The organism is Azohydromonas australica DSM 1124 (genome assembly GCF_000430725.1).
Classification (GTDB): domain Bacteria; phylum Pseudomonadota; class Gammaproteobacteria; order Burkholderiales; family Burkholderiaceae_C; genus Azohydromonas; species Azohydromonas australica.
The window spans coordinates 206,642-232,680 of the sequence record NZ_KE387204.1 but is presented as its reverse complement, the minus strand read 5'-3'; the positions used below and the strand labels follow the sequence as shown (position 1 = coordinate 232,680).

Annotated in this window: 24 protein-coding genes and 1 pseudogene; 12 read left to right on the top strand and 13 right to left on the bottom strand. The window is 67.9% G+C overall.

The window, feature by feature from the left end; all coding sequences use genetic code 11:
• Window positions 1-27: 27 nt before the first annotated feature.
• Window positions 28-1,644 (bottom strand): asparaginase domain-containing protein, encoded by a 1,617-nt coding sequence (locus H537_RS0122960; protein WP_169517075.1) that lies wholly within the window; start codon window positions 1,642-1,644, stop codon window positions 28-30.
• A gap of 371 nt (window positions 1,645-2,015) precedes the next feature.
• Here H537_RS0122960 and H537_RS0122955 point away from each other — a divergent pair, with 371 nt between their 5' ends.
• On the top strand, window positions 2,016-2,465 hold the full coding sequence (locus tag H537_RS0122955; protein WP_028999715.1) for a PEP-CTERM sorting domain-containing protein: 450 nt from the start codon (window positions 2,016-2,018) through the stop codon (window positions 2,463-2,465).
• A gap of 35 nt (window positions 2,466-2,500) precedes the next feature.
• Here H537_RS0122955 and H537_RS0122950 read toward each other — a convergent pair whose 3' ends face one another.
• Window positions 2,501-2,749, bottom strand: a complete 249-nt coding sequence (locus tag H537_RS0122950; protein ID WP_028999714.1) for a DUF1272 domain-containing protein — start codon at window positions 2,747-2,749, stop codon at window positions 2,501-2,503.
• 312 nt (window positions 2,750-3,061) lie between these two features.
• On the opposite strand from H537_RS0122950, the gene H537_RS0122945 reads away from it, so the two are divergent.
• The 4 genes from H537_RS0122945 (at window position 3,062) to H537_RS44930 (ending at window position 6,326) form a co-directional block, all read left to right on the top strand.
• Window positions 3,062-3,469 (top strand): PilZ domain-containing protein, encoded by a 408-nt coding sequence (locus H537_RS0122945; RefSeq protein ID WP_084150893.1) that lies wholly within the window; start codon window positions 3,062-3,064, stop codon window positions 3,467-3,469.
• A gap of 278 nt (window positions 3,470-3,747) precedes the next feature.
• Window positions 3,748-4,125 carry a PilZ domain-containing protein gene (locus tag H537_RS0122940; RefSeq protein WP_084150892.1) on the top strand — a complete coding sequence of 126 codons (378 nt, stop codon included), beginning with the start codon at window positions 3,748-3,750 and terminating at the stop codon, window positions 4,123-4,125.
• A 132-nt stretch (window positions 4,126-4,257) separates the two neighbouring features.
• A complete protein-coding gene (locus H537_RS0122935; protein ID WP_238446767.1) occupies window positions 4,258-5,403 on the top strand; it encodes a branched-chain amino acid ABC transporter substrate-binding protein in 1,146 nt (381 codons plus the stop codon).
• Window positions 5,404-5,669: 266 nt separating this feature from the next.
• A complete protein-coding gene (locus tag H537_RS44930) occupies window positions 5,670-6,326 on the top strand; it encodes a hypothetical protein (protein WP_211235058.1) in 657 nt (218 codons plus the stop codon).
• A gap of 114 nt (window positions 6,327-6,440) precedes the next feature.
• Here H537_RS44930 and fba read toward each other — a convergent pair whose 3' ends face one another.
• The 9 genes from fba to H537_RS0122885 form a co-directional block, all read right to left on the bottom strand.
• The gene (gene fba / locus H537_RS0122925) at window positions 6,441-7,460 is read right to left on the bottom strand and encodes a class II fructose-bisphosphate aldolase (protein WP_028999710.1); all 1,020 of its coding nucleotides are present in this window, start codon (window positions 7,458-7,460) and stop codon (window positions 6,441-6,443) included.
• 159 nt (window positions 7,461-7,619) lie between these two features.
• Entirely contained in the window at window positions 7,620-9,641 is a 2,022-nt protein-coding gene (gene tkt, locus H537_RS0122920; protein WP_028999709.1) for a transketolase, read from the bottom strand.
• A gap of 273 nt (window positions 9,642-9,914) precedes the next feature.
• Window positions 9,915-10,793, bottom strand: a complete 879-nt coding sequence (locus H537_RS0122915) for a phosphoribulokinase (protein ID WP_028999708.1) — start codon at window positions 10,791-10,793, stop codon at window positions 9,915-9,917.
• A 120-nt stretch (window positions 10,794-10,913) separates the two neighbouring features.
• Window positions 10,914-11,954: a class 1 fructose-bisphosphatase gene (locus H537_RS0122910; protein WP_028999707.1), complete on the bottom strand. Its 1,041-nt coding sequence runs from the start codon at window positions 11,952-11,954 to the stop codon at window positions 10,914-10,916.
• 40 nt (window positions 11,955-11,994) lie between these two features.
• Complete coding sequence (locus H537_RS44925) at window positions 11,995-12,675, bottom strand: HAD-IA family hydrolase (protein WP_051243125.1); 681 nt, start codon at window positions 12,673-12,675, stop codon at window positions 11,995-11,997.
• Window positions 12,675-13,466: an HAD-IA family hydrolase gene (locus tag H537_RS0122900; RefSeq protein WP_375136336.1), complete on the bottom strand. Its 792-nt coding sequence runs from the start codon at window positions 13,464-13,466 to the stop codon at window positions 12,675-12,677. The genes H537_RS44925 and H537_RS0122900 overlap by 1 nt, the downstream gene beginning before the upstream one ends.
• Before the next feature lie 2 nt (window positions 13,467-13,468).
• On the bottom strand, window positions 13,469-14,413 hold the full coding sequence (gene cbbX / locus H537_RS0122895; RefSeq protein ID WP_028999705.1) for a CbbX protein: 945 nt from the start codon (window positions 14,411-14,413) through the stop codon (window positions 13,469-13,471).
• Window positions 14,414-14,427: 14 nt separating this feature from the next.
• Window positions 14,428-14,847, bottom strand: a complete 420-nt coding sequence (locus H537_RS0122890; RefSeq protein WP_028999704.1) for a ribulose bisphosphate carboxylase small subunit — start codon at window positions 14,845-14,847, stop codon at window positions 14,428-14,430.
• A gap of 23 nt (window positions 14,848-14,870) precedes the next feature.
• The gene (locus tag H537_RS0122885; protein ID WP_028999703.1) at window positions 14,871-16,328 is read right to left on the bottom strand and encodes a form I ribulose bisphosphate carboxylase large subunit; all 1,458 of its coding nucleotides are present in this window, start codon (window positions 16,326-16,328) and stop codon (window positions 14,871-14,873) included.
• Window positions 16,329-16,463: 135 nt separating this feature from the next.
• On the opposite strand from H537_RS0122885, the gene H537_RS44920 reads away from it, so the two are divergent.
• The 7 genes from H537_RS44920 to H537_RS0122850 all read left to right on the top strand — a co-directional run bounded on the left by H537_RS44920 (window position 16,464) and on the right by H537_RS0122850 (window position 23,035).
• On the top strand, window positions 16,464-17,423 hold the full coding sequence (locus tag H537_RS44920) for a LysR family transcriptional regulator (RefSeq protein ID WP_051243124.1): 960 nt from the start codon (window positions 16,464-16,466) through the stop codon (window positions 17,421-17,423).
• Window positions 17,424-17,587: 164 nt separating this feature from the next.
• Window positions 17,588-19,405 carry a methanol/ethanol family PQQ-dependent dehydrogenase gene (locus H537_RS0122875; protein WP_051243186.1) on the top strand — a complete coding sequence of 606 codons (1,818 nt, stop codon included), beginning with the start codon at window positions 17,588-17,590 and terminating at the stop codon, window positions 19,403-19,405.
• A gap of 110 nt (window positions 19,406-19,515) precedes the next feature.
• Window positions 19,516-19,917 carry a c-type cytochrome gene (locus H537_RS0122870; protein WP_028999701.1) on the top strand — a complete coding sequence of 134 codons (402 nt, stop codon included), beginning with the start codon at window positions 19,516-19,518 and terminating at the stop codon, window positions 19,915-19,917.
• Window positions 19,917-20,810: a quinoprotein dehydrogenase-associated putative ABC transporter substrate-binding protein gene (locus H537_RS0122865; protein ID WP_051243123.1), complete on the top strand. Its 894-nt coding sequence runs from the start codon at window positions 19,917-19,919 to the stop codon at window positions 20,808-20,810. The genes H537_RS0122870 and H537_RS0122865 overlap by 1 nt, the downstream gene beginning before the upstream one ends.
• Window positions 20,811-20,814: 4 nt before the next feature.
• Complete coding sequence (locus tag H537_RS44915) at window positions 20,815-21,888, top strand: trypsin-like peptidase domain-containing protein (RefSeq protein ID WP_051243122.1); 1,074 nt, start codon at window positions 20,815-20,817, stop codon at window positions 21,886-21,888.
• On the top strand, window positions 21,885-22,646 hold the full coding sequence (locus tag H537_RS44910) for a hypothetical protein (protein ID WP_051243121.1): 762 nt from the start codon (window positions 21,885-21,887) through the stop codon (window positions 22,644-22,646). Before H537_RS44915 ends, H537_RS44910 begins: the two co-directional genes overlap by 4 nt.
• Window positions 22,643-23,035 (top strand): hypothetical protein, encoded by a 393-nt coding sequence (locus tag H537_RS0122850; RefSeq protein WP_064736026.1) that lies wholly within the window; start codon window positions 22,643-22,645, stop codon window positions 23,033-23,035. Before H537_RS44910 ends, H537_RS0122850 begins: the two co-directional genes overlap by 4 nt.
• Window positions 23,036-23,388: 353 nt before the next feature.
• Here H537_RS0122850 and H537_RS0122845 read toward each other — a convergent pair.
• Window positions 23,389-24,261: pseudogene (locus H537_RS0122845) on the bottom strand (phospholipase effector Tle1 domain-containing protein); the annotation flags it as partial.
• Window positions 24,262-24,344: 83 nt separating this feature from the next.
• On the bottom strand, window positions 24,345-25,934 hold the full coding sequence (locus tag H537_RS0122840) for an alpha/beta hydrolase family protein (protein ID WP_156901891.1): 1,590 nt from the start codon (window positions 25,932-25,934) through the stop codon (window positions 24,345-24,347).
• Window positions 25,935-26,039: the final 105 nt, after the last annotated feature.

The window sequence follows — 26,039 nt, the reverse complement described above, 5'->3', positions numbered from 1 at the left end:
CGCGCCGGGCGCGTCCTGGGCCGCGGGCTACGCGGTCAGGACACCGCCCTGGACGTACAGGGCGCAGCTGGTGCCGGTGACGTAGTCGAGCACCGACAGGCTCAGCGAGCCGTCCTTCGCGCTGCCGTCGACCACGAGCATCGAGGGATGGCCGTCCGGGCCGCCGCAGGGCGCAGACCACAGCGTGGTGCCGTTGCGGCCCTGGAACACCAGGGTGCCGTCGTTGTTCACCGTCAGCCGGCCCGGCATCTGTTGCGACGGCAGGTCTGCCGATGCGGACCACAGCAGCTGGCCGCTGCTGTTCCTGAGCTGCGGGCCCAGGACGGGGTCGTTCACGAGCGTGGCGCTGCCGTCCAGGGCCCCGAGGGTCTGGCCCGGCAGCAGCACCGGGTTGACGCGGCTGTCGAGCCGGCTGACCTGCAGCACCTCGCCCAGCAGGTTCAGCTGGAGCAACTGCTTGACCTGCGCTGGAGTCCAGGCGTTGTCCGGGTGCTCGGCGAGGGTCAGCAGCAGCATCAGCTTGGCCAGGGCGGTGACGGGCGTCATGTCCAGCGCGCCCAGCGCGCCTACCTCTGCCAGCCAGGAGCCCGCCGCATAGGCGCTGTCGTTGACCACGCCACGCAGCACCTGGGTGCAGTCGACGATGACCACGCCCTGCGCATTGGCGCTGGCCAGCGCCTGGTAGATCGCCCCTTCACTGGGCTGGCTGGGATTGCCCGAGGGGAAGTTGCCCGCACCGTAGGACTCCAGGACCAAGCCCTTGATGTCCTGGGCGATACAGGCGTTCAGCAGCGACCCGATCAGCGCCGCGCCCGGGGCGGCGCTGTTGTACCAAGCCGGGAAGGCGTTGAACTGCATCACCGGGAAGCGGTTGATGTTCGCCGTGACGTGCTCGACCAGCCCCAGCGCGCGCTCGCGCACCGCGGGGTCGTCCAGGCTGACGGACGGGCTCACCGGCGGCGGCAGCACCACTGCGGTGTTGAGCTCCAGCGCCATGCCGTTGAGGCCCAGCGCCGGGAAATTGGGCGAGGAAAAGGCGTCGAAGTGGTTGGCGTCGGTCTTGATGCTGCGGTTGCCGCGCAGGAGTTTCGCGTCGAAATAGATGCAGACTTCCGGAATGCCGGTCTGCACGGCCGCGGCGGCGCCGCAGAAATTCTGGAAAGCATCGGTGTTGTAATTCAAGATCAGCGGCGCATCGGAGGCGGCGGCCTCGTAGAACATGGGCACCTGCGAGCCGGTGAGAATGACCGGCTTGCTCAGGACGGCGGTGCCCACGCCCTTCGCCGAGAAACTCGACAGCAGGAAAGGCAGCGCGGTGCCGGTGAAACCCATGGTATCCGTGCCGTGCAGCACGATCCAGCCGTCGCACTCCGCATAGTGCTGAAGGATGTATTGCGCCATCAGGCACCAGTCGGTCGGCTGCAGGTTGGTGCTGTCCAGCGTGCCGGTGGGAGATTCCGGGAATACCAGGTCGGTCACATAAACCAGCTGCAAATCTGGAAAGCGCTGCGATATGATGGGATCGAGAATGGTCTGGCAGGCTTGCGCAAATTCCTGCGCGGACATCGGAGCCAGCGGGTCGCCGACGCAGCTGATGGTGCCGCCCGTGTTGATGACGTTGATGATCATGGCAGTGGATGACAAGTTAGCCAAATGATGGCTGGCCAGAGAAAATGCACGTCTATCGTTGCGCGATATGCGCATGCGGCGACGGCATGCGAAAAACGGAATAGCGGCTGAGCAATTTCAGCCGATTCAGTCGAGATCAAATTTATCCAGGCATCATCGCTCGGTTTTCGCCGTGGAGCAAGCCTGAAAAGCCGCCGGAGGCAGATGCGAGGCTGCGCCACGGTCAGCGCCCTGTTCGGAAGTCACTGTCTCTGCACGAGAACGCGAAGCGGAAATCGTAGGCGACGCTGATTGGCGTAGCGATCGGTAATTTTTGCTTCTGCTGTCCGGATTATTTTTATTGCGGACAAAATGTTTTTGAATGTCAAGTGATTTGATATTGATTGATGCCCTTCAATGTGGGCCAATACCGCTACCTGAATTTCCAGGTGGATGTTTCCAGCATCGACCTGAGCGCCCACGGCGGGCCCTTCGTACCGGTCGGCACCAAGCCCGTGTTCGAGTTCACGCTCTACGACAACCCCAGCGGCGCCAATGGGTTGGGCGGCGGTACGGTCCTGGACTCGTTCCAGGTTACCGGCACGGCCTCGGCGCCAGACGTGTTCGACTGGACGCAGGCGTGGGTGGGACTGGACGCCAACGGCAGCACCAACGGCAGCGTCACCCTGGTGATCGACCTGATCAGCGGCGGCGGCGCGGCACTGGACAACATGCGCGTCGCGGCCGACGACACGCCGATCAGCGTGCCGGAACCCGGCTCGGCGTGGCTGGCCGCTGCCGGGCTGCTGGCGCTGGCAGCGGGGCGCCGGCGTGCGGCCGGCATGGGCCGGCGCTGAGCGACCGCCCTGCCGCGCCCGCGGCAGACTGCGACTCAGTCCGCGGGCGTGCAACCCGCGGGCTTGAGCACCCGCTCGGTCGAGGCCGGGTACTTCTCCAGCTTGCTGGCCGGGCGCCGCGGACGCGCCACCAGCTCGCCGCCGCAATTGGGGCAGGCGCCGTGCAGCACCGTCTCGGCGCAGCTGCTGCAGAAGGTGCATTCGAAGGAACAGATGCGGGCTTCGGCCGAATCCGGCGGCAGGTCCTTGTCGCAGCACTCGCAGTTGGGTCTGAGCTTGAGCATCGCGTGTCTCGGTTCGTGGCGGGAAACGGCCCGGTCCTGTTCTTTGCCAAGTGGCCCGGCCGCCGATCGCAGCGGGTTATCCGGGATTCTTGTGCACGCCGCATGCGCTGCCGCCTTGCCCGCGGCTGCAACCGGTTTGGAAGATCAATGCCGGCAATAGTTCACGAAATTGGCAATTGCATTCCTCAGGTGTGAAAAAGGCACGGTGGCGCGCCGATAAAGAGGCACGGCTCATCCGCCGCGGATGGGCTCCTTGCGGGGCAAGGCAAGACTGTCGAAAACGAACGCGTCCGCCGTGCAGGGAGCCGATTCATGAAGGTGCTGACGGCTTTTGGGAGGAAGCGCACCATGATGGAAACACGCGACATCGCCACCTGGGTCTATCTGGGACCTGATCGGCGCCGGGAGAACCGCAAGGTGTTTCGTGGCCCTGCGCAACTGCAGCTGCCCAACCGTGAAGTGCAGCGCGTGCGCACGCTGGACCTCAGCCTGGGCGGCATCGGCATCGTGGCGCCTTCGAATTTGCCCAAGGACGCGGTATGCGAGATCAAGTTCCGGGCGCCTTTGCTGGGCGACCGCGTCGAGATGCTCGTGGCCCGCGGGCGAGTCGCCTACAGCATTCTCAGCGGCAAGGAAAACGGCTTCCTGGTCGGCGTGCAGTTCATGGAAATCCCGCCGGGTGCGCTGGCGCTGATAAAGCGGTTCGTGAATCCTTTCTGAAATCGCCACGCAGTTGCCTTGCCAGCCGATCCAGGCCGGCCCAGCATGGCTTGGCTGGCCGGGTGGCGGCATGGTGGTATTTCTTCACGAAGTCCGGGGGCCGTGCATACCGGTCTGAAAGGTTGTCCGGCAAGCACAGGCCATGGCGCTAATAATGTTGTAACGATTTGAAATACGAAGGGCGTTAGCCTTTCGATGCTGTACTGGGCAAGCAGTTCGTCGCGTAAGCAGGACCGGCTTGGTACGAACGATCCGGGCACCTGCAGGAACTGAAAGTCATGATGGAAGCAAGAGAGGTCACCGCATGGGTGACTGCCGGCATTGACCGCCGTTCGGCAGAGCGCAAGGCTTTCAGAGCGCCTGCCCTGCTGCGGCTGCCTGACCGGCAGGTCATCGAGGTACGCACTTTTGACATCAGCGTGGGCGGCATCGGCGTCGTGACGCCCATGAACCTGCGGCAGGACGTCATTTGCGACATCCGGGTGCGGCCGCCGATGTTCGTCGAGAGTGCTGAGGTGCTGCTGGCCCGGGGCCGCATCGCCCACAGCATCCTCAGCGGCAAGGAAAAGGGCTTCTTGATCGGGCTGGAGTTCATGGAGATCGCTTCCTCCATGGCCGACCTGATCAAGCAGTACGTGAGCATCAAGCACCTTTGACATCGGCGCGGGCGCCTGACCGGCGCCTGCCGTCGGTGGCGCGGCCGGTGTGCCTTGCCGTGCGTGAACGGCCAGAGGTTTCCCGGAGATCATGGGCGCGTGTGTGCAGCCGATGACGAAAGGAACCTTCCCATGAAGCCGAGCACCCTCTTCATGCGGAGCCTTGCCGCCGTAGTCGTTCCCGTTGCCCTGGCCGCCGCGTCCACGGCCGCCCAAGGCCAGCAGGTGGTGCAGATCGGGCTCAGCAGCCCGCTGTCCGGCCCGCAATCCGCCTACGGCGTGGACAACCGCAACGGCCTGCTGCTGGCCCTCAAGGAGCTCAATGCCAAGGGCATCCAGGTCGGCGGCCAGAGCGTGACCTTCGAGCTCGTGGCCGAGGACGACGCGGCCGATCCGCGCCAGGGCGTGGCGGCGGCGCAGAAGCTGGCGGACCAGAAGGTCCGGTTCGTCATTGGCCCGTACAACTCCGGCGTCGCCATTCCCGCGGCCCGGGTCTACGACGCGGCCGGCATGGTGGTGCTGACGGTGGGCTCCAATCCGAAGATCACCGAGCTGGGCCACCCGCGGCTGTTCCGCATCGGCGGCAACGACATCCAGGTGGGCGCGGCCATGGCGGGCTACGCCGCCAGGGACCTGAAGGTGCACAACGTGGCGGTGGTGGACGACCGCACGGCCTACGGCCAGGGGCTGGCGATCGAGTTCGGTGCCGAGGCCCGGCGCCTGGGCCTCAACATCGTCAAGCAGGAGTTCACCACCGACAAGGCGACCGACTTCACGGCGATCCTGACCGCCATCCGCGCCGCCCGGCCCGACGCGCTCTTCTTCGGCGGCTATTCGTCGCAAGCCGGCCCGCTGCTGCGCCAGATGGTGTCGCTGGGCATGCCGGCCAAGCTGCTGGGCGGCGACGCCATCTGCGACACGGAAACCAACCGCCTCAGCGGCGGCGTGGCCGACGGCCGGGTGTTCTGTCTGCAGGCGCGGGTGATCCTGGGCAAGGACGAGGCCGGCCGCACCTTCGTCGCGAAGTACAGGGCCGCCTACCAGCGCGACCCGCTGACCTACGCCGCGAACTTCTACGACGGCGCCATGCTGATCGCCGATGCCATGCAGAAGGCCGGCTCCACCGACCCGGGCAAGGTCGCCCAACAGCTTGCCAAGGGCAACTACAAGGGCGTGGCCGCGGACTACTCCTTCACCGAGAAGCACGACCTGCGGTTCTCGCCGCTGACCGTCTACGGCTTCAAGGGCGGGCAGCTGCAGGCCTTGAGTTCCTTGTGAACGGTCAGCCGACGCGGCCGGGCTCGCCGGCCCGGCCTGAAAACTCCATCGCACCGCACGGATCTCCCCCCTTGGAGGGTGCCGCCGCCTCCCCCCACGGAGGGCTGAACGGCCCACGGCACCCCGGCAACTGAAGCAGCGGATCAGGGACGCGCCATGCGCCTCCCGAGATCGGCAAGGGCTGGCGCCGTCCCAGGCACCGCGCGCCGCGCCCATATCCCTTCCTGCTTCAAGCGCCTGGGCTGACCCGTTCACAAGGAGTTTTCATGATCAGCAAGCAAGTCCGTTCCCTGCGCCGTGCTGCCCTGGCGGCCTCCGTGATGGCCGCCGTTGCGGCTTCCTCGGCAGCACAGGCCCAGGAAACCGAAGCCGCCGCGGCCGAATGGGATGCGCCGTTCGTGTTCAACATGGTTCGCTCGCCCGGATTGGCGTCCTCGCCGAGCTGCGTGGTCAAGGCCAAGGGCCGTGTCTCCATCCAGAAGGTCGGCGAGGCCGAGGAGATGACGGTGCAGGTGCAGGGCCTGCCGCCCAACACCGAGTTCGACCTGTTCGTGCTGAGCGTGCCGAACTTCCCCTTCGGCCTGGGCTGGTACCAGGGCGACATCAAGACCGACTGGCAAGGCAAGGGCAAGCAGAAGTTCATCGGCCGCTTCAACAAGGAGACCTTCTCGCTGGCCATCGGCAACTCGGTGGCGGCGCCGCACGTGCATGACAGCCCGTTCCCGGACGCCGCCACCACGCCGCTGACGCCGCCGGTGCACCAGTACCACCTGGGCCTGTGGTTCAACTCGCCCGCCGATGCCCAGAAGGCCGGCTGCCCGGGCGCCGTCACGCCCTTCAACGGCGAGCACAACGCGGGCATCCAGGTGCTCAACACCAGCAACTTCCCCGACCTGGCCGGCCCGCTGAAGCGGGTGAAGTGAGCCGGCCGGCGCCACGCCGGACCTCAGGGCGCCGCGGCAACGGGAGGCCGCGGCCCGTTGGCACCGGGGGGCTTCGCTGCCGACGGCAGCGAAGCCCCCCGGCTTTTTGGCGTCCTACGCCGCCAGCCGCATGGGCCGGATGCGCGAGGCCTGCCCGGCGCAGCCGAAGGCCTCGAAGCGCTCCGCGCACAGCGCGCGTGCCGCGGCGGTGGCCTGCTTGAGGAAGGCGCGCGGGTCGAACTCGCCGCGCTGCTGCGCCATGGCGCGGCGCATCGCGCCGGTCATGGCCAGGCGGATGTCGGTGTCGATGTTGATCTTGCGCACGCCATGGCGGATGCCCTCGCGGATCTCCTCCACCGGCACGCCGTAGGTCTCGCGGATCTCGCCGCCGTGCTCGCGGATCACCGACAGCCACTCCTGCGGCACCGAGGACGAGCCGTGCATCACCAGGTGCGTGTCGGGCAGCCGCGCGTGGATCTGCTTGATGCGCTCGATGGCCAGGATGTCGCCCGTGGGCTTGCGGCTGAATTTATAGGCGCCATGCGAGGTGCCGATGGCGATGGCCAGCGCGTCCACGCCGGTCTGGGCCACGAAGTCCGCCGCCTGCGCCGGGTCGGTGAGCATCTGCTCGTGCGAGAGCGTGCCCTCGGCGCCCACGCCGTCCTCCTCGCCCGCCTGGCCCGATTCCAGCGAGCCCAGGCAGCCGAGCTCGCCTTCGACGGACACGCCCACGGCGTGGGCCATCTTCACCACGTGGCGGGTCACGTCCACGTTGTATTCGTAGCTGGACGGCGTCTTGGCGTCGGCCATGAGCGAGCCGTCCATCATCACGCTGGTGAAGCCGGAGCGGATGGCCTGGATGCACACCGCCGGGCTGGCGCCGTGGTCCTGGTGCAGCACGATGGGCAGCTGCGGGTACATCTCCGCAGCGGCCTCGACCATCTTGCGCAGGAAGGGCTCGCCGGCGTACTTCCTCGCGCCCGCGGACGCCTGCAGGATCACCGGGCTGTCGGTGGCCTGGGCGGCCTGCATGATGGCCTGGATCTGCTCCAGGTTGTTGACGTTGAAGGCCGGCACGCCGTAGCCGTTCTCTGCGGCATGGTCGAGCAGCTGGCGCAGGGAGATCATGGGCATGGGGTTCTCCTGGAAAGGGGTCGTTGAGGGGGAGACGGAAACAAGAAGCGTGATGGGTGGTGCCGTGAGCCGACCCTCACCCCCTACCACCTCGTCATCCCCGCCTGCGCGGGAATGACGAGGTAGAGAGCGGAACAGGCCGGCTTCGGCCTGCGCCTTTCAGCGGTTTTCGGCCTGGGCCAGGAGCCTCCTCGCCCTCTCCGCCACCGCCTGGGGCGTGAACCCGAAGTGCTCGAACAGCGCCGGCGCCGGACCCGACTCGCCGAAGCTCTCCAGCGCCACCACGTCGCCGTCCTCGCCCACGTACTTCCACCACAGCCCGCTGCGCCCGGCCTCGATGGCCAGGCGCGGCAGCGCGCGCGGGATCACGTCGCGGCGGTAGGCCTCGTCCTGGCGCTCGAAGGCCTCCAGGCACGGCGCCGACACCACGCGCGCCGCGATGCCCTCGTCCGCCAGCCGCTGCGCCGCGGCCAGCGCCAGGGACACTTCGGAGCCGGAAGCGATCAGCACCACGCGCTCGTCGCGCTCACGGCGCAGGACGTAGGCGCCGCGGGCGATGTCCCCGAGGCGCTCCTGCCCGTCGCCCGCGTGCGGCAGCGCCTGGCGGCTCAGCAGCAGGCAGCTCGGCCCGTCGTCGCGCCGCAGCGCCTGCTCCCAGGCGACCGCCGTCTCGGTCGCATCCGCCGGGCGCCACACGTCCAGGTTCGGGATCAGCCGCAGGCTGTGCGCATGCTCCACCGGCTGGTGCGTGGGGCCGTCCTCGCCCAGGCCGATGGAGTCGTGCGTGAACACGTGCACCACCGGCAGTCGCATCAGCGCCGCCATGCGCAGCGCGTTGCGCGAGTAGTCGGAGAAGGCGAGGAAGGTGCCGCCGAAGGGCCGGAAGCCGCCGTGCAGCGCCACGCCGTTCATCACCGCCGCCATGCCGAACTCGCGCACGCCGTAATGCACGTGGTTGCCGCTGCCCTGCCCGGTCAGCGAGCGGCTTCCGCGCCAGTCGGTGAGGTTCGATCCGGTGAGGTCGGCCGAGCCGCCCAGCAGCTCCGGCGCCGTGGGCGCGACCGCATCCAGCAGCTCCTGCGAGGCCTTGCGCGTGGCGACCTTGGCACTGCGCCGCTCGGCCTCCCGCACCGCCTGCGCCAGCGCCGCCACTGTCTGCTCGCGCAGCGCGCCACCGCGGCGGCGGCGTTGGAGCTCTGCCGCCAGCTCCGGAAACGCCTGCGCGTAGGCGTCGAAGCGCTGCTGCCATTGCCGATGCAGCGCGGCGCCGCGCTCCACCGCGTCCCAGGCCTGGCGCACCTCCTGCGGCACCTGGAACGCGGCCGTCTCCCAGTCCAGCGCCTGGCGCACCAGCGCGATCTCCGCCGCGCCCAGCGGCGCGCCGTGCACGTCGGCCGTGCCGGCGCGGTTGGGCGAGCCATGGCCGATCTGCGTGCGGCAGCAGATCAGCACCGGGCGCTCGGAGCGCAGCGCCTGCGCGATGGCCTCGTCCAGCGCCTGGAAGCTGTGGCCGTCCACGCCGCGCAGCACCGTCCAGCCGTAGGCTTCGAAGCGCGCGGGCGTGTCGTCGCCGAACCAGCCCCGGACGTCGCCGTCGATGGAGATGCCGTTGTCGTCGTAGAACGCCACCAGCTTGCGCAGGCCCCAGGTGCCGGCCAGCGAGCAGGCCTCGTGGCTGAGGCCTTCCATCAGGCAGCCGTCGCCCAGGAAGACCCAGGTGCGGTGGTCCACGATCTCGTGGCCGGGGCGGTTGAACTCCTGGGCCAGCAGCTTCTCCGCCAGCGCCATGCCCACCGCGTTGGCCAGGCCCTGGCCCAGCGGGCCGGTGGTCGTCTCCACGCCGGGCGTCAGGTCCACTTCCGGATGCCCCGGCGTGCGCGAGCCCAGCTGGCGGAAGCTCTGCAGCTCCTGCATGGAGAGGTCATATCCGCTCAGGTGCAGCAGCGCGTACAGCAGCATGGAGCCGTGGCCGTTGGAGAGCACGAAGCGGTCGCGGTCGGGCCACTGCGGATCGGCCGGGTCGTGCTTGAGGTGGTGGCGCCACAGGGTCTCGGCGATGTCGGCCATGCCCATGGGCATGCCGGGATGGCCCGAGTTGGCGGCCTGCACGGCCTCGATGGCCAGCATGCGCACGGCATGGGCGCAGCGGCGGCGGATGAGGTCCGGGGCGGTGTGGGGCATGGGGTCTCCTTCCAGTGAAATCAGCGTGTTGTTCGTCGAGCGGCGACGCCGGGCACTGCGTCGACCGTCAGCCGATGCGCCGCGCACACCGGTCCGCCATGCCCGCGAAGGCGGACATCCACGCGTGCTGCCACCCAGCCCCGCCGACGTCCGGGGGCTGTCCTGTACCCACAAGGAGACCAATGGGTGCGCGTGGATGCCCGCCTTCGCGGGCCTGGAGAGCCGGGGTGCGGTGCAGACCGTGCGGCAGCAGGTTGCCGCCGCACCTTTCGGTCAGGCCACCATCGCCTGCCGCCTGCGCTCCATCAGCCGCAGGATCATGGGCGTGAAGATCAGCTGCATGGCCAGGTCCATCTTGCCGCCCGGCACCACCAGCGTGTTGGCGCGCGACATCCACGAGTCGTGCAGCATGCTCAGCAGGTACGGGAAGTCGATGCCCTTGGGGTTGGCGAAGCGGATCACCACCAGGCTCTCGTCGGGCGTGGGGATGGTGCGGGCGATGAAGGGGTCGGAGGTGTCCACCACCGGCACGCGCTGGAAGTTGATGTGCGTGCGCGTGAACTGCGGGCAGATGTAGTGCACGTACTCGTGCATGCGGCGCAGGATCACGTCCGTCACCGCCTCGGTGGAGTAGCCGCGCGTGGCCTTGTCGCGGTGGATCTTCTGGATCCACTCCAGGTTGATCACCGGCACCACGCCGATGAGCAGGTCCGGGTAGCGCGCCACGTCGTGCTCCTCGGTCTTCACGCCGCCGTGCAGGCCTTCGTAGAACAGCAGCTCCGACTCCGGCAGCGGCGCCCACGCCGTGAAGGTGCCCGGCGGCTGCTTGAAGGGCGCGGCCTCGGCCTCGTCGTGCAGGTACTTGCGCGCCTGGCCGGTGCCGGTCTCGGCGTAGTGGCGGAACAGGTTCTCCAGCTCGGAGAACAGGTTGGCGTCGGTGCCGAAGTGGCTGAAGTGCGGCTTGCCGTTGGTTTCGGACTCGGCCATCGCCTTCTTCATCTCGGCGCGGTCGTAGCGGTGGAAGCTGTCGCCCTCGACGATGGCGGCGCGCACGCCCTCGCGTCGGAAGATGGCTTCGAAGGTGCGTGTCACCGAGGTGGTGCCGGCGCCGGAGGAGCCGGTGATGGCGACGATGGGGTGCTTCACGGACATGGGTTGACTCCAGGGATCACTTCAACTTCCCCGTTCGCCCTGAGCCTGTCGAGGGCCTGCCGGCGGGTCGTGCGGCAGGAGGGCCTCGACAGGCTCAGCCCGAACGGAACATCCTTTTGTTCAGACCGGCGCGAACAGCCCGCGCTGCCCGAACAGCGGCGAGCGGTAGCCGCCGTCGAGCAGCTGCTCGTCGTGGTAGCGCTCGATGCGCTCCACCTCTTCCGCCGAGCCGAAGATGAAGCCCACGCGCTGCCGCAGCCCCTCGGGCTCCAGGCCGAGCACGCGGTGCCGACCGGTGCTGGCGCAGCCGCCGGCCTGCTCGATGAGCATCGCCACCGGGTTGGCCTCGTGCAGCAGCTGCATGCGGCCCGCGCGCTGCGGGTCGGTGCCGTCGCGCGGGCACAGGAACACGCCGCCGCGCATGAGCACGCGGTGCGTGTCCGCCACCAGCGAGGCGATCCAGCGCATCGAGAAATCCGTGCCGCGCGTGCCGTTGCGCCCTTCCAGGCACTCGTCCACGTAGCGCTTGACGGCCGGCTCCCAGAAGCGGCTGTGCGAGGCGTTGATGGCGAACTCGCGCGTGCGCCGCGGCACCTGCAGGTTCGGGTGGCTGAGCATCCACTCGCCCAGCTGCGGGTCCAGCGTGAAGCCGTGCGTGCCGTGGCCGAAGCTCAGCACCAGCATGGTGGCCGGGCCGTAGAGAACGTAGCCGGCGCAGACCTGGCTGCTGCCGGGCTGCATCCAGTCGGTGGCGCCGGGCGCCACGCCGGGCTGCGGCGCGCGCAGCACCGAGAACAGGCTGCCCACGCCATGGTTGATGTCCAGGTTGCCCGCGCCGTCCAGCGGCTGGAACAGCAGCAGGTATTTCCCCCTGGGATAGGCCTCGGGAATGGGCGTGGCCTCGGCCTCGCCGCAGGCGGAGTAGCCCGCCAGGTTGCCGCCCCACTCGCAGGCGCGCGTGAAGGCGTCGCGCGCGAACTGCGGCGTGGCCTCGGCGGTGGCGTCCTGCCCCAGCGCGCCGCGCGCCACGCGCGCCGCGATGGCCTTGCAGGCCAGCGACACGTCGGTCACCAGCGCGTTGAGCTCGCCGGTGGCGCGCGGGTGGCGCCGGCGTTCCTCGATCAGGAACTGCGTGAGGTTGCTGCGGCCTTCGATCAGCATGGGGAGGTCTCCGTCGGTTGTTCTGTTGGATGCTTGTTTTTCAGTGGGACGCCGGGCTCGCGCGCGGCGGCAGCAGCACCAGCAGCTGCCGCGGCACCTGCAGCCGCCACACGGCGGGGCCGGGCTCCTCCACGCCGCCGTAGCCCCAGCCGGCCAGCGCCATCAGGCAGCCCGCCGCCGCGGCGGCGCGCACGTCCGCCGGGCCGTCGCCGACCATCAGCAGCCGCGAGGGCAGCACGCCGCACAGTTCGGCCGCGGACAGCAGCAGCGTCGGCGCGGGCTTGCGCAGCTCCGGGCGGTCCGCGCCCATCACCGCCGCGCAGTGCGGCAGCAGGCCCGCATCGGCGAGCACCGCGCGCGCCAGCGGCGTGGGCTTGTTGGTCACCACCACCAGCGGCAGCGAGCGCGAGAGCTCGGCCATCACGGCCTCGATGCCCTCGAACACCGTGCCGTGCGCCAGCGGCGCGGCCAGCGTCGCGTCGTCGAAGTGGGCGCGCAGGCGCCGCAGCAGCGTGGGGTGCGGGGCCGTCACGCCCCGCGCCGCCAGCGCGCGGCGGATCAGCGCATCGGGGCCGTCGCCCACCCAGCCGCGCACGGTGGGCAGGTCGAAGCGGAAGTCCAGGTGCTCGCAACGCAGCGCATGCGCCAGCGCCGCGGCGATGTCCGGCGCGCTGTCCACCAGCGTGCCGTCCAGGTCCAGGGCCAGGGCGTCGGCGCGCATCACGCGCCCTGGTAGAGCTGCTGCACCTCGCAGTGCACGGGGGGATGGCGCAGCTGCTCCAGGCCTTGCAGCGTGAGCCAGGCCGCATCGGGCAGGCGGCCGCCGGGCTCGCCGGCCAGCGGCTGCCCGGGGTCGCCCAGGTGCGGCAGCAGCAGCTGCGCGTCGGCGAAGCGTTCGTCCTCGGTCCACCAGGTGGGCGTGACCACGGTCCACAGCCCGGCCGCGCGGGCCGCGCTCAGGCCGTGGGCCGAGTCCTCGAAGGCGACGGCCTCCTCCGCGTCCAGGCCCAGCGTGCGCAGCACCAGCTCGAACACGTCCGGCGCGGGCTTCTTGTGCCGCACCAAGTCGCCGCAGGCCATGACGTCGAACAGCCCCGGCCCCTGCGGGCCCAGCGCCGCCACCAGCAGCGCCTCGACGTTGGACGGGCTGGTGGTGCTGGCGATGGCCAGGTGCAGCCCGGCCTCGTGTGCCTCGCGCAGCAGCCGCGCCACGCCTGGGCGCAGCGGCGCCGCGCCGCGCTCCACCAGCGCCGCGTAGTGCCGCGTCTTGGCCGCGTGCAGCGCGGGAATGCGCGCCAGCGCGGCGCGGCGGTCCAGCTCGTCCAGGCCCAGGGTGTCGACGTGGTGCGCGATGCGCTCCTTGCCGCCGGTCACGTGCAGCAGCTCGCGGTAGCGCGCGCGGCTCCAGTCCCAGCGCAGGCCGGCGTCGGCGAAGGCGGCGTTGAAGGCCTGGCGGTGCAGTTCCTCCGTGTCGGCCAGCGTGCCGTCCACGTCGAAGATCAGGGCCTGGATGCTCATGCAGGGTTCCTCGCGTCGGAGTCGTCGGGCGTGGGGCTGTCGAACACCCGGCTCGCGAGCACGTCGGCCGCTTCCAGGGTGACGAGCTGCTCGGGCTGCAGCGGCGCGTCGCTGTCGAACAGCCGCGTGGCGTGGCGCAGCCGGATGCGGTCCAGCGCGTTGCGGATGGAGCGCGCGTTGGCGAAGTGCGGCTGCGCGCGGCGCAGCGCGATGTAGCGCGCGAAAGCCGCCGCCGCGCCGGGGTCGAAGCGGTAGTGCAGCTTCTGCAGCATCAGCTCCGAGATGCGCAGCAGCTCCGGCTCGGTGTAGTCGGGGAAGTCGATGTGGTGCGCGATGCGCGAGGCCATCCCCGGGTTGGAGCCGAAGAAGGTCTGCATGCGGTCCTTGTAGCCGGCCAGGATCACCACGATGTCCTCGCGCTGGTTCTCCATCACCTGCAGCAGGATCTCGATGGCCTCCTGGCCGTAGTCGCGCTCGTTCTCGGGCCGGTAGAGGTAGTAGGCCTCGTCGATGAACAGCACGCCGCCCATGGCCTTCTTGAGCACCTCGCGCGTCTTGGGCGCGGTGTGGCCGATGAACTGGCCCACCAGGTCGTCGCGCGTCACGGCGACCAGGTGGCCCTTGCGCACGTAGCCCAGCTGCTTCAGGACTTCCGCCATGCGCAGGGCGACGGTGGTCTTGCCGGTCCCGGGGTTGCCCGTGAAGCACATGTGCAGCGAGGGCGGCTGCGAGTCGAAACCCTGTTGCGCGCGCAGCCTGTCCACCAGCAGCAGCGCGGCGATGTCGTGGATGCGGCTCTTCACCGGCGCGAGGCCCACGAGCTCGGCGTCGAGTTGTGCGAGCACTGACTTCACCCCGCTGCTCTCGAAGAGCTGGCGCGGGCTCTGCACCGGGGGCGTGGCCGCTTCGGAGGCGGCCGATTCGAGCATTTCGGCTTCCATGGCGGCCCCCGCGGTCAGTAGCGCGCGCCCTCGGGCCGCGCCTGTGCCGCGTAGCCCTCGATGCGGTAGTGGATCTGCCGGCCCGGCCCCTCGGAGCGCACCAGGCGGAAGCCGGGCTCGTCCTGCGGGCGGTTCACGATGAAGGACAGCACCACCGACTCGACCCCGTGCGTGGAGTCGAAGGCCGTGACGCGGATGTAGTGGTTCGGGAAGGCCTTGCGGCAGTCCTTGATCTCCATGAGCACGCCGGCCGGGTCCTGCAGGTCGAACATCGGGTTGCCGTGCATTTCCCAGAAGGTGTTGCGCGGGTGCGGGTCGTCGGTGTACTCGATGCCGACGGCCCAGCCCTTGTCGAGGGCGTATTCGACCTGCTTGAGGATCTGCTCGTCGGTGAGCTCCGGCAGGAACGAGAAGGTGCCTTGGGTCAGACGCATGTGAGGGCTCCTTTTTGCAACGATCAGGCCACCGAGGGGGTGGGCACGAAGTCCGAGGTGTCGGTGGGCGTGTAGTTGAAGCTGATCTCGCCCCAGGTATCGAGCGCGGCCTGCAGCGGGGTGCACCACTTGGCGGCGGCGCGCAGGATGTCGGGGCCTTCTTCCTTGATGTCGCGGCCCTCGTTGCGCGCCAGCACCATGGCTTCGAGCGCGACGCGGTTGGCGGTGGCGCCGGCCTGGATGCCTTGCGGGTGGCCGATGGTGCCGCCGCCGAACTGCAGCACCACGTCGTCGCCAAACAGGTCGATGAGCTGGTGCATCTGGCCGGCGTGGATGCCGCCGGAGGCCACGGGCATCACCTTGCGCAGCGCGCCCCAGTCCTGCTCGAAGAAGATGCCGCGCGGCAGGTCGGGCACCGTGTGCGCGTCGCGGCACACGTTGTAATAGCCCTGTACCGTCAGCGGGTCACCTTCGAGCTTGCCCACCGCCGTGCCGGCGTGGATGTGGTCCACGCCCGTCATGCGCATCCACTTGGCAATGACGCGGAACGAGACGCCGTGGCTCTTCTGCCGGGTGTAGGTGCCGTGGCCCGCGCGGTGCAGGTGCAGGATCATGTCGTGCTGCCGGCACCAGTGGCTCAGGCTCTGGATGGCGGTGTAGCCCACCACCAGGTCCACCATCACGATCACCGAGCCCAGCTCCTTGGCGAACTCGGCGCGCCGGTACATCTCCTCCATCGAGCCGGCGGTGACGTTGAGGTAGCTACCCTTCACTTCGCCCGTGGCGGCGCTGGCCTTGTTGACCGCGTCCATCACGAACAGGAAGCGGTCGCGCCAGTGCATGAAGGGCTGCGAGTTGATGTTCTCGTCATCCTTCATGAAGTCCAGGCCGCCCTTGAGGCCCTCGTAGACCACGCGGCCGTAGTTGCGGCCGGACAGGCCCAGCTTGGGCTTGGTGGTGGCGCCCAGCAGCGGGCGGCCGAACTTGTCCAGGCGCTCGCGCTCCACGATGATCCCCGTGGGCGGCCCGCTGAAGGTCTTCACGTAGGCCACGGGGAAGCGCATGTCTTCCAGCCGCGCGGCCTTCAGCGGCTTGAAGCTGAAGACGTTGCCGATGATGGAGGCGGCAACGTTGGTGATGGAGCCTTCCTCGAACAGGCTCAGGTCGTAGGCCACGTAGCAGAACCACTGGCCCGGCTGCCCCGGCACCGGCTCCACGCGGTAGGCCTTGGCGCGGTACATGTCGCAGGCGGTGAGGCGGTCGGTCCAGACCACGGTCCACGTCGCGGTGGAGGACTCGCCCGCCACCGCCGCGGCGGCCTCCACCGGGTCCACGCCTTCCTGCGGCGTGATGCGGAACAGCGCAAGGATGTCGGTGTCCTTGGGCTCGTAGTCCGGGTTCCAGTAGCCCATCTGCGCGTACTTGAGCACGCCGGCCGCGTAGCGCTTGCTCGCGTCCACGATCTGCTTGAGTTCGTTCATCTCACCCATCGCCTGCTCCTTGGCTGCTTGTCCGACACCGGTTTGCATCGGCTTGGGATGGACTCTAGGGAGGGCTTGAAATCAGGAAAAGTTAATTCTTTTTAAGATGACATCAGGTTCTACTAATATCGGCGCATGTCCCCCTTGCGCCATGCCACCTTCAAGCAGCTCGCCGCCTTGCACGCAGTGGCGCGGCTGGGCAGCGTGTCGGCCGCCGCGGCCGAGCTGCACCTCACGCAGCCGGCGGTGTCGATCCAGATCGGCGCGCTGGAGGAGGCGGCGGGCGCGCCGCTGCTGCAGCGCACCGGGCGCGGCATCCGGCTGACCGAGGCGGGTGAGCTGCTGGCGGGCTACGCCGGGCGCATCCTGGAGCTGTGGCGCGAGGCCGGCGACGAGATGGCGGCGCAGCACGGAGACTTTTCGGGAACGCTGCGCGTGGGCGCGGTGACGACGGCGGAGTACCTGCTGCCGCCACTGCTGGTGGCCTTCGCCAATGCGCACCCCAAGGTGAAGGTGAAGCTGCAGGTGGGCAACCGCGACCAGATCGTGCGCATGCTCGCCGGCCAGGAAGTGGACCTGGCCATCATGGGCCGCCCGCCGGCAGAGCTGAAGACGGTGTCTGCGGCGTTTGCGCGACACCCCATGGCGTTCCTGGCCGCGCCGGGGCATGCGCTGATGCAGCGCAGCGATCTCAGATTGGCGCAGTTGCTCGATGCCGAGCTGCTGGTGCGCGAGCGCGGCTCGGGCACGCGCGCCACGGTGGAAACGCTGTTCCGCGAGGCCGGGCTGCCGCTGCGCATCGGCTCGGAGATGTCGAGCAATGAGGCCATCAAGCAGCTCACCGCGGCCGGGCTCGGCGTGGCCTTCCTCTCGCTGCACACCTGCACGCTGGAGATGCGCGCCGGGCTGCTGGGGCTGCTGCCGCTGCCGGGCAACCCCATCGAGCGCGACTGGTTCGTCATGCACTTGGCCTCGCGCCAGCTGCCGCAGGTGGCGGCGGCCTTCGAGCGCTTCCTGTGCGAGCAGGGCCAGGCGCTGGTGAAGGCGCAGCTGGAGCCGCAGGAGCACGCCCGGGAAGAGCCCGGGTCCGTGTAACGCGCTGACGCGCCGCGCTGCGGGCCACTGTTCAATTTTGACCCTGGCCGCAGGGTCTGCCCTGAGTGGTTGCGTGCGCGATCGCTCCCTACAACGTCCTCCTGGGAACCCGTCGAAGACGCCGCGGTGGGCCCGCTGACATTCACCAGGAGACGACAATGACCATGCGTTTGAAGCCTTCCGTCGCCGTATTGGCACAAACATTCGGAAGCGTGCTGCTCGCCGTACCCGCCGTGGCTCTGGCCAACGCCGACGTGGAAAAGAACATCGCCAACTCCAAGAACTGGGCGGTGCAGGCCGGTGACATGTTCAACCAGCGCTACAGCAAGCTGGACCAGATCAACAAGGGCAACGTCGGCAAGATGCAGGTCGCCTGGACCTTCTCCACCGGCGTGCTGCGGGGCCACGAGGGCTCGCCGCTGGTGATCGACGGCACCATGTACCTGCACTCGCCCTTCCCCAACAAGGTCTTCGCCATCGACCTGGAGACGCAGAAGATCAAGTGGCGCTACGAGCCCAAGCAGGACACCGCCGTGATCGCGCAGATGTGCTGCGACACCGTCAACCGCGGCCTGGCCTACGCCGAGGGCAAGGTCTTCCTGCAGCAGGCCGACTCCACGCTGGTGGCACTCAATGCCGCTGACGGCAAGGTGGTGTGGAGCGTCAAGAACGGCGACCCGAAGCTGGGTGCCGTCAACACCAACGCCCCGCACGTGTTCAAGGACAAGGTCATCACCGGCATCTCCGGCGGCGAGTGGGGCGTGCGCGGCTTCCTGGCGGCCTACGACATCAACACCGGGCGGCAGGTCTGGAAGGCCTACAGCGTCGGCCCCGACGCCGAGATGCTGATGGACCCTGAGAAGACCATGACCTGGACCGACGGCGCCATGAAGCCCGTGGGCAAGGACTCCTCGCTCAAGACCTGGCAGGGCGACCAGTGGAAGACCGGCGGCGGCACCACCTGGGGCTGGTACAGCTACGACAAGGCCACCAACATGGTCTATTACGGGACCGGCAACCCCTCCACCTGGAACCCGGCGCAGCGCCCGGGCGACAACAAGTGGTCCATGACCATCTTCGCGCGCGACCTGGACACCGGCATGGCCAAGTGGGCCTACCAGATGACGCCGTATGACGAGTGGGACTTCGACGGCATCAACGAGATGATCCTGGCCGACATCCCGGTCAAGGGCAAGCAGACCAAGGCGCTGGTGCACTTCGACCGCAACGGCTTCGGCTACACGCTGGACCGCGTCACCGGCGCGCTGCTGGTGGCCGAAAAGTACGACCCGAAGGTCAACTGGGCCACGCACGTGGACATGCGCACCGGGCGCCCGCAGGTGGTCAAGCAGTACTCCACGGCGCAGAACGGGCCTGACGTCAACACCAAGGGCATCTGCCCCGCGGCGCTGGGCTCCAAGGACCAGCAGCCCGCCTCCTTCGACCCCAACACCAAGCTCTTCTACGTGCCCACCAACCACGTGTGCATGGACTACGAGCCGTTCAAGGTCGAGTACACGGCCGGCCAGCCCTATGTGGGCGCCACGCTGGCGATGTACCCCGCCCCTGGCAGCCACGGCGGCATGGGCAACTACATCACCTGGGACGCCGGCACCGGCAAGATCGTGCAGAGCAAGGCCGAGAAGTTCTCGGTCTGGAGCGGCGCGCTCAACACCGCTGGCGGCATCAGCTGCTACGGCACGCTGGAGGGCTACCTGAAGTGCGTGGACGCCAAGGACATCAACAAGGAGCTGTTCAAGTTCAAGACGCCCTCCGGGATCATCGGCAACGTGTTCACCTATGAGCACAAGGGCAAGCAGTACATGGGCGTGTTCTCGGGCATCGGCGGCTGGGCCGGCATCGGCATGGCCGCGGGCCTGGAGAAGGACAACGACGGCCTGGGCGCCGTCGGCGGCTACCGCGAGCTGAGCCAGTACACCGAGCTCGGCGGCTCGCTGACCGTGTTCGCACTGCCCAACTGATCCCGCGCATCACCATAAAACACCGCTGAAAGACGCCCCGGGCACGGCCCGTGCCGGGCTGACCCGGGGCGTTTGCATTCCTCACTGACGTTCGTTGGAGTGAAGCTTTCATGAAGTTCCGCAAAGTCGCGCTCGCCGCCGTGTCGTGTCTGGCGCTGTTCGGTGTCACGGTCTACAGCAACGCACAGGGCAACCAGCTCTACACGGTGGTGGATGGCAACAAGGTCGATCCCCAGACCATGAAGGGCTTCCGCACCTGGCGCTCGGCCGCCTGCGACCGCTGCCACGGTCCCAACCAGGAAGGCATGGTCGGCCCCTCGCTCATCGAGAGCCTCAAGAAGCTGAGCAAGGACGAGTTCACCAAGACCGTGCTGGAAGGCCGGCTCGAAAAGGGCATGCCCTCCTTCGGCGCCAACCCGGCCGTAACCCAGAACATCGACCAGCTCTACGCCTACCTCAAGGGCCGCTCGGACGGCGCCATCACCTCCGCCAGGGTTCAGGAGATGCCGTGATGAACGCCGCCGCTTTCCCGCGCCCGCGCCGGCGCGGCTGGAGCGCGGCGCTGCTGCTCGGCGCCCTGGTGGCGGCCTCCTGGCCCGCCGCCGCGCAGGAGGAACAGCCGCCGCGCAAGGCCCTCAAGGTCTGCCAGGACCCGCACAACCTGCCCTTCTCCAGCGCCCAGGGCAACGGCATCGAGAACCGCATCGCCGAGCTCTTCGCCCGCGACCTGGGGCTGCCGCTGCAGTACTACGACTTCCCCAACCGCCTGGCCTTCATCCGCAACACGCTGCGCTACAAGCTCCCTGGCGAGGACTGGCGCTGCGACGTGGTGCTGGGCGTGCCCGAGGGCTTCGACCAGGTCTCGGTGACCAAGCCCTACTACCGCTCGACCTACGCACTGGTGTTCCCGCGCGGCAAGGCGCTCGACGGGGTGCGCACGGGCCAGGACTTCCTCAAGCTGGACCCGGCCGTGCTGGGCAAGCTGCGCATCGGCGTGCATGACCGCTCGCCGGCGGGCAAGTGGCTGGCCAAGCACGAGCTGGTGGACCGTGCCGTGGTCTACCCGATGATGAGCCCGGACACCGAGCACGACCCCGGCCAGGCGGTGGAAGCTGACCTGGCCGCCGGCCGCATCGACGCCGCCATCCTGTGGGGCCCGCTGGCCGGCTACGCCGCCAAGCGCCAGAGCGCGGCCAACCTCGCGGTGGTGCCGCTGGCCTCGGAGCCGGACGTGCGCTTCGACTACGCCATGGCCATGGGCGTGCGCTACGGCGAGCCGCAGTGGAAGAGCCAGATCGAGAGCCTGATCGAGCGCCGCCGCGGCGACATCCAGGCCATCCTGCGCGAGTTCGGCGTGCCGCTGGTGGAGGCCGGTGCTTCCGGCCGGCCGGCTTCGAGGGACTGATGCCGTGGCCCGCGGCCCCTCGGCACACCAGCGCCGCCTCCTGGGCTCGGCGCTGGTGGCGGCCTGCCTGCTCAGCAGCAGCGCCGCGCACGCGGAGTTCGACCGCCGCTCGCTGATCCTGCTGGGGCGCAGCGTGCTGCGCATCGAGGCCGAGGGTGCCGGCGGGCGGCTGCAGCTGGGCTCGGGCGTCGTCATCGCCAAGGAGCGCGTCGTCACCAACTGCCACGTCACGCGCAACGCCAGCAGCATCTCCGTGGTGCAGGCCGGCGCGCGCTGGTCAGTGCAGTCGCAGTCCGTGGACACCGAGCGCGACCTGTGCGTGCTGCAGGTGCCGGGGCTGCCCAACCCGCCCGTGACGCTGGGCCGCGCCGCCTCGCTGCGTGAGGGCCAGGAGCTGGCCGCGCTGGGCTACACCGGCGGGCCGGCGCTGCAGATCAGCGGCGGCAGCGTGGTGGCGCTGCACCACTGGGGCGGGCACCTCGTCATCCAGTGCAGCAACGGCTTCACCTCGGGCGCCAGCGGCGGCGGGCTGTTCGACCGCGACGGCAACCTCGTGGGCATCCTCACCTTCCGGCTGCCGGGCGGGCGCACGCACTACTACGCCGTGCCGGCCGAATGGCTGGCCGACAGCACGGAGCTGCGCATGCGCTTCGGCCAGGTGCGCCCGCATGACGGGCTGAGCTTCTGGCAGCGGCCGGTGACCGCTCAGCCGCTGTTCCTGCAGGCGGCCACGCTGGAGCGCGCCGAGCAGTGGGACGACCTGCTGCACCTGGCCGACCGCTGGGCGCGCGAGGACGGCGCCGATCCCGAGCCGCTGTACCTGCGCGCGCTGGCCTACGAGCACCTGGGCCGCGACGCCGCCGCGGTGCAGAGCTGGCAACGCAGCCTGGACGTCGACCCCGGATACAGCCGCAGCTGGGCCCGGCTGGCGCAGCTCTACCACCGCACCGGCCTGGCGTCGCAGGCGCAGCAGGCCATCGAGTCGCTCACCGCCCTCAACCCCGGACTGGCGCTGGAGGTGTCGGACCGCCTGCGCGCCGATCCTTCAGAACCTTCTCAGGAATCCGCACGCCAATGAGTCTTTCCCTTCTTCCGCGCGGCCGCCGCGCCGCCGCACTGGCCGCGGCCGCATTGGCGGCCACGCTGCTGGGCGCTGTTGCGCCGCTGCACGCCGCCGAGGAGCCCCGCCCCGACGAGGAGCCGCGCGTGGCCAGCGCGGGCGCCATCTCGGCGGCCGAGCAGCGCATCTTCATGGCGCCGCACCTGCAGGGCCTCAAGCCCGGCACCGTGCTGCGCTACGCCTTCACGCGTGGCGGCTCGCTGGAGCCCGGCTACGCCGGCGCGCTGGAGCTGCAGCTTCGCCCCGGCGCCGACGGCCGCTGCTGCGACGCCAGCGCCGCCTTCCCGGAGGCGCAAGGCCCGCGTCCCATGCCGACGATCGAAGGCGCCAGCGCCAACCCGGTGATCCTCTACTTCCTGGAGCACGACCTGCGCGAGATGCAGCGCCTCACGCGCGGGCAGGCAAACCATTTCCGCCGCCGCATCCGCCTCGCGCTGGCCGAGGACGCGCGCAGCGAGGACATCCGCGTGCGCTACCAGGGCCGCGAGCTGGCGGCGCAGCGGCTGCAGGTGAGTCCCTACCTCGAGGATCCCATGCGCAACCGCTTCGAGCAGTACGCGGCCAAGCGCTACGAGTTCGTGCTGGCCGACGTGCCAGGCGGCGTGGCGCAGCTGCGCACCCTCCTGCCCGGTCAGCAGCCCGGCACGCCGCCGATGCTTGAAGAAACCCTCACCCTTGACGGCGCCGAAGTGGGCGCCGCGATTGCAAAGCCATGACCCTGCCCTCCGTCCGCCTGGCCCGCCAGCTGCTGTGCCCCGCCGCCGTGTCCGTGCTGTTGAGCGTTGCCGCTCCCTGGGCCGTTGCCCACGACTACCCGACGGCCGCGCGCGTGGAATACGTGCAGGCCTGCATGCGAGATCACCCGGGCAGCTACTACGAGATGCTCAACAAGTGCTCCTGCGTGCTGGACCACCTGGCCGCGACGGTGACTTACGACGACTTCGTGAGCATGAGCACTGCCACCAACGCCAACAGCATCGGCGGCGAGCGCGGCAACACCATCCGCGACAGCGAATCGCTGCAGAAGCAGATCCGCGAGTTCCGCAAGCTGCAGTCCACGGCGCGCGAGGGCTGCTTCATCCCGCCGACGGCGGCGGCGCGCTGAGCCGGTGGATCCGCGCCGCGCGGGCGGCGTTGCCACGCTCCAATCCGGCGCTTCCCGCGCACTCGCCGTATTCACGCACCTCACGGCGCCAGCATGTCCTTGCACTGCAAGGGATAAGGCTTGAGCTGCCTTTCCGCGTGGATGCGCACGGGCAATGCTATGGCGGCGCGACGCTGACCAACGCTTTCGTGGAGAACAGCCTCCGGGGGCGTGATCCGATCGGCGCATTGACTGCCTATATTGGCCGGCTTGTCGCCCATGGACCAATGGCTCAGCCCCAGCGGGTCCGCTGGCAACCGCTGCAGCTTCGTTTCATCCAGCGGGAAACTTTCTGCCAGCATCTGCGCCATCCATTTCAGTGAAATGCCGGCCAGATCGTTGGAGTCTTCATAGCCTCCGCCCACATCCGCATGGGCACCGGGAAACCAAACTTCCTGGATGACGGGATGGTCCTGGATAATGGCCGGGCACGCGAGAATCGGGCTGAATTTGGTGCGCTTTTCGTCCAGCGATACTGCGTGGGCAATCTTCTTGATATTGGGGTAGGAGCCTGTCTTGTAACGTTCCCCGGGTCTGCTGTCCTTGGCTTCCCTGCAGGTTTCGTAGTCCTTGAACCACGAACCAGGCACCGTGTCCCAGAGGCCCAGAAATTCTATTTCTACATAGCGCATCCGCACGCCCACGGTTTCATGCAGTGCTTCCGCCAGTGGCGGCCGCCCTGCGTAGCGGCCGCTGCGCCAGGCATCCTCATGGCCAGAATCGGCTTCCTGCTTGGTTCGTTCAATAATCCTGTTGGCAATCTTCATAAACCCTTTCTGATCGGCAACTGCCCTCTCCGGCAGCCCGCTGTAGGCCAACAGTCCGGCCAGCGACCGGGCCTGGTGAGCGCCGCGGCTGAATCCGATAATGAAGATGCGATCGCCTGGCATGTAGTTGCGGGCCAGGAATTCGTAGCCTTGCAGAATCCTGGTCTCCATCCCCACGCCCGCGGCGGAGCCCAGTACGACCGTGTATGCGGTTCCCACGCCGGCAATATAGGCGCTCAGGGCCGGCTCGGAAGACTGGGTTACTGCCTCCTTCAGTCGCCAGACATTGGTGCCTGATTGAGGTCCGTTGGCGGTGCCGTCAAGAAATACGAAAAGATCCTTGCTTTTGTCGGCCGCATAGCCTGGCGATTGCTCGATGCGCGCCTCCGGAGCAGGCAGCGTACTGCAGGCGGCAAGCATGAAGCCAAGGAAGAATGCCATTGCACGTTGGATCAGTCCCATGGTGGCGCATCCTCTCGTCGGGGGTTGGCGGAATTCTCCGTTCAGCGACTGGCCGAGGTTTGGGTGTCCGTCTTCGCCTTGGCCTCGCGTGACCTGTTGATGTGGACGAAGGCAAGCTTGCAGGCCATCTGGCGCATGTCATGCTGCCTGAAGAAACTGCCCTTGGACATGTTGATGCTTTCACAGGCGACAGTAGGTCCACCCTCAGCACCCCATAAGATGCCGGATTGGCAGGTGCTCAATTTCCCAATGATGTCGCCTTTTTCAGCCAGCAAGTAAATTGAGCCGTTGTTGTATTCCTTGGGGTCCTGGCGCCACAGCACATGGTCCACCGGATTGCCTTGCTTGGCATCGATGAGGGCTTGGCGCTCTTCGACGCCGATCAGCGTATGCGCACCGTCCACGGGAGTCGGGTTGAAGCCCACGGCCTTGGTAACTTGCGGGATGCGGTAATACGCATATTCTGCAAGGCCTGCACCCAGGGAATGGCCTATCGTGGTAATCAGTATTTCCGCGCGTGGGTGGCCTTGTTTTTCCCGCATCATGTGTAGGAAATAAATCTGGCGCACTATATTGCGCGTGGCTGCAATTGCCTGGCGATATTGGTCCCAAACCAGCGGCGTGAGTGTGCTCAAGATCTGCAGGTTGGACATCCATCCGCCCCATCCGGCCGTTCCCCGGTAGACCAAAGCATATTCAAATGACTCCGCAGCCCGGTCATCTCGCTTTCTTTCCCAGACGTCGATGGCCAGTTCCGGAATGAATATCTTCCACGGGGCGGTCTGCTCATATTTGTCTATGGCCTTGATCTTGCGCCAGCCCAGCTCATTCTGAACCAGGGTAAGAGGTACCTTGGGCTGCTTGTTGGTCTTGGTGACGTCGCAGTCGGAAAAATTTATGGGCTCATCGTCCAGCGAGTTCAGCATTTCGTCCCGCTTGTCCATCATGTTTTGATATTCCTCGATGGAGGCGCCGATGCCGTCTTTGTCCGACTTGTTATTGCCTTGCTTTTCGTCCGATTTCATGTCTTGGACCTGCGGCCAGTTGATGGGGCCGTCCTGATCATTGGGTTGAAAGGTCGCTGGCAGGCTGGAGGTTTTCATCAGGCGTTTTTTGAGGTACAGCCTGTATTCGTCGGTCATGAGCGCGGCGCAGCGCAACTGGTCGTTCGGCGCCGCCTGCTTGATGGGGCGGTCAAGCCGGCAGATCTCCTGCATGTTGAACTTTATGTTATTGATTTCTATTTTGTTGTCGGAAACGTTTTCAAACTCCTTGAACGTCGAGGGCTTGCCTTCTTCCACCTTGATGGTGCCGATGTCATTCCAGGAGAGAGGCAGGGTGAACAGGGTTTCCGACACACCCTTGGTGGCATATACATGGGCCGCCAGCGCGGCATAGGCCCAATAAGTGTCCGAAATTTCAACTTCGTTGCGGACTTCGACGCCACTCAAGGCTTGTGCCGTCAGGCTGGGGGGTGTTGCGCTTTCCTGGGTATTGGGTGCGCCCGCCGATGGTGCCCGCACATGGTCCCCTAGCCATCCACAAGCCGATAGAACAGGCAACGCCAGCAACATCGGCCAGCCACGCTTTCCACGAAGGTCTCGAGTAAAAAAGGCTGTGTGCTTTTCCATTGCAAATCCAGTTGATTGAACTGAAAGCAGTCGGAAATTGCATGTCCCAATATGCCATGCATGGTGACGCCAGTCCGGCATGGCCTGGCGTGATGGTCGGGACAA

Excerpts from the sequence above, each read along its gene's own strand:
- H537_RS0122955 (WP_028999715.1), top strand. The coding sequence starts at position 2,016 with ATGCCCTTCAATGTGGGCCAATACCGCTACCTGAATTTCCAGGTGGAT.
- H537_RS0122950 (WP_028999714.1), bottom strand. The coding sequence starts at position 2,749 with ATGCTCAAGCTCAGACCCAACTGCGAGTGCTGCGACAAGGACCTGCCG.
- H537_RS0122945 (WP_084150893.1), top strand. The coding sequence starts at position 3,062 with ATGAAGGTGCTGACGGCTTTTGGGAGGAAGCGCACCATGATGGAAACA.
- H537_RS0122940 (WP_084150892.1), top strand. The coding sequence starts at position 3,748 with ATGATGGAAGCAAGAGAGGTCACCGCATGGGTGACTGCCGGCATTGAC.
- H537_RS0122935 (WP_238446767.1), top strand. The coding sequence starts at position 4,258 with ATGAAGCCGAGCACCCTCTTCATGCGGAGCCTTGCCGCCGTAGTCGTT.
- H537_RS44930 (WP_211235058.1), top strand. The coding sequence starts at position 5,670 with ATGATCAGCAAGCAAGTCCGTTCCCTGCGCCGTGCTGCCCTGGCGGCC.
- fba (WP_028999710.1), bottom strand. The coding sequence starts at position 7,460 with ATGCCCATGATCTCCCTGCGCCAGCTGCTCGACCATGCCGCAGAGAAC.
- tkt (WP_028999709.1), bottom strand. The coding sequence starts at position 9,641 with ATGCCCCACACCGCCCCGGACCTCATCCGCCGCCGCTGCGCCCATGCC.
- H537_RS0122915 (WP_028999708.1), bottom strand. The coding sequence starts at position 10,793 with ATGTCCGTGAAGCACCCCATCGTCGCCATCACCGGCTCCTCCGGCGCC.
- H537_RS0122910 (WP_028999707.1), bottom strand. The coding sequence starts at position 11,954 with ATGCTGATCGAAGGCCGCAGCAACCTCACGCAGTTCCTGATCGAGGAA.
- H537_RS44925 (WP_051243125.1), bottom strand. The coding sequence starts at position 12,675 with ATGCGCGCCGACGCCCTGGCCCTGGACCTGGACGGCACGCTGGTGGAC.
- cbbX (WP_028999705.1), bottom strand. The coding sequence starts at position 14,413 with ATGGAAGCCGAAATGCTCGAATCGGCCGCCTCCGAAGCGGCCACGCCC.
- H537_RS0122890 (WP_028999704.1), bottom strand. The coding sequence starts at position 14,847 with ATGCGTCTGACCCAAGGCACCTTCTCGTTCCTGCCGGAGCTCACCGAC.
- H537_RS0122885 (WP_028999703.1), bottom strand. The coding sequence starts at position 16,328 with ATGAACGAACTCAAGCAGATCGTGGACGCGAGCAAGCGCTACGCGGCC.
- H537_RS44920 (WP_051243124.1), top strand. The coding sequence starts at position 16,464 with ATGTCCCCCTTGCGCCATGCCACCTTCAAGCAGCTCGCCGCCTTGCAC.
- H537_RS0122875 (WP_051243186.1), top strand. The coding sequence starts at position 17,588 with ATGCGTTTGAAGCCTTCCGTCGCCGTATTGGCACAAACATTCGGAAGC.
- H537_RS0122870 (WP_028999701.1), top strand. The coding sequence starts at position 19,516 with ATGAAGTTCCGCAAAGTCGCGCTCGCCGCCGTGTCGTGTCTGGCGCTG.
- H537_RS0122865 (WP_051243123.1), top strand. The coding sequence starts at position 19,917 with ATGAACGCCGCCGCTTTCCCGCGCCCGCGCCGGCGCGGCTGGAGCGCG.
- H537_RS44910 (WP_051243121.1), top strand. The coding sequence starts at position 21,885 with ATGAGTCTTTCCCTTCTTCCGCGCGGCCGCCGCGCCGCCGCACTGGCC.
- H537_RS0122850 (WP_064736026.1), top strand. The coding sequence starts at position 22,643 with ATGACCCTGCCCTCCGTCCGCCTGGCCCGCCAGCTGCTGTGCCCCGCC.
- H537_RS0122840 (WP_156901891.1), bottom strand. The coding sequence starts at position 25,934 with ATGGAAAAGCACACAGCCTTTTTTACTCGAGACCTTCGTGGAAAGCGT.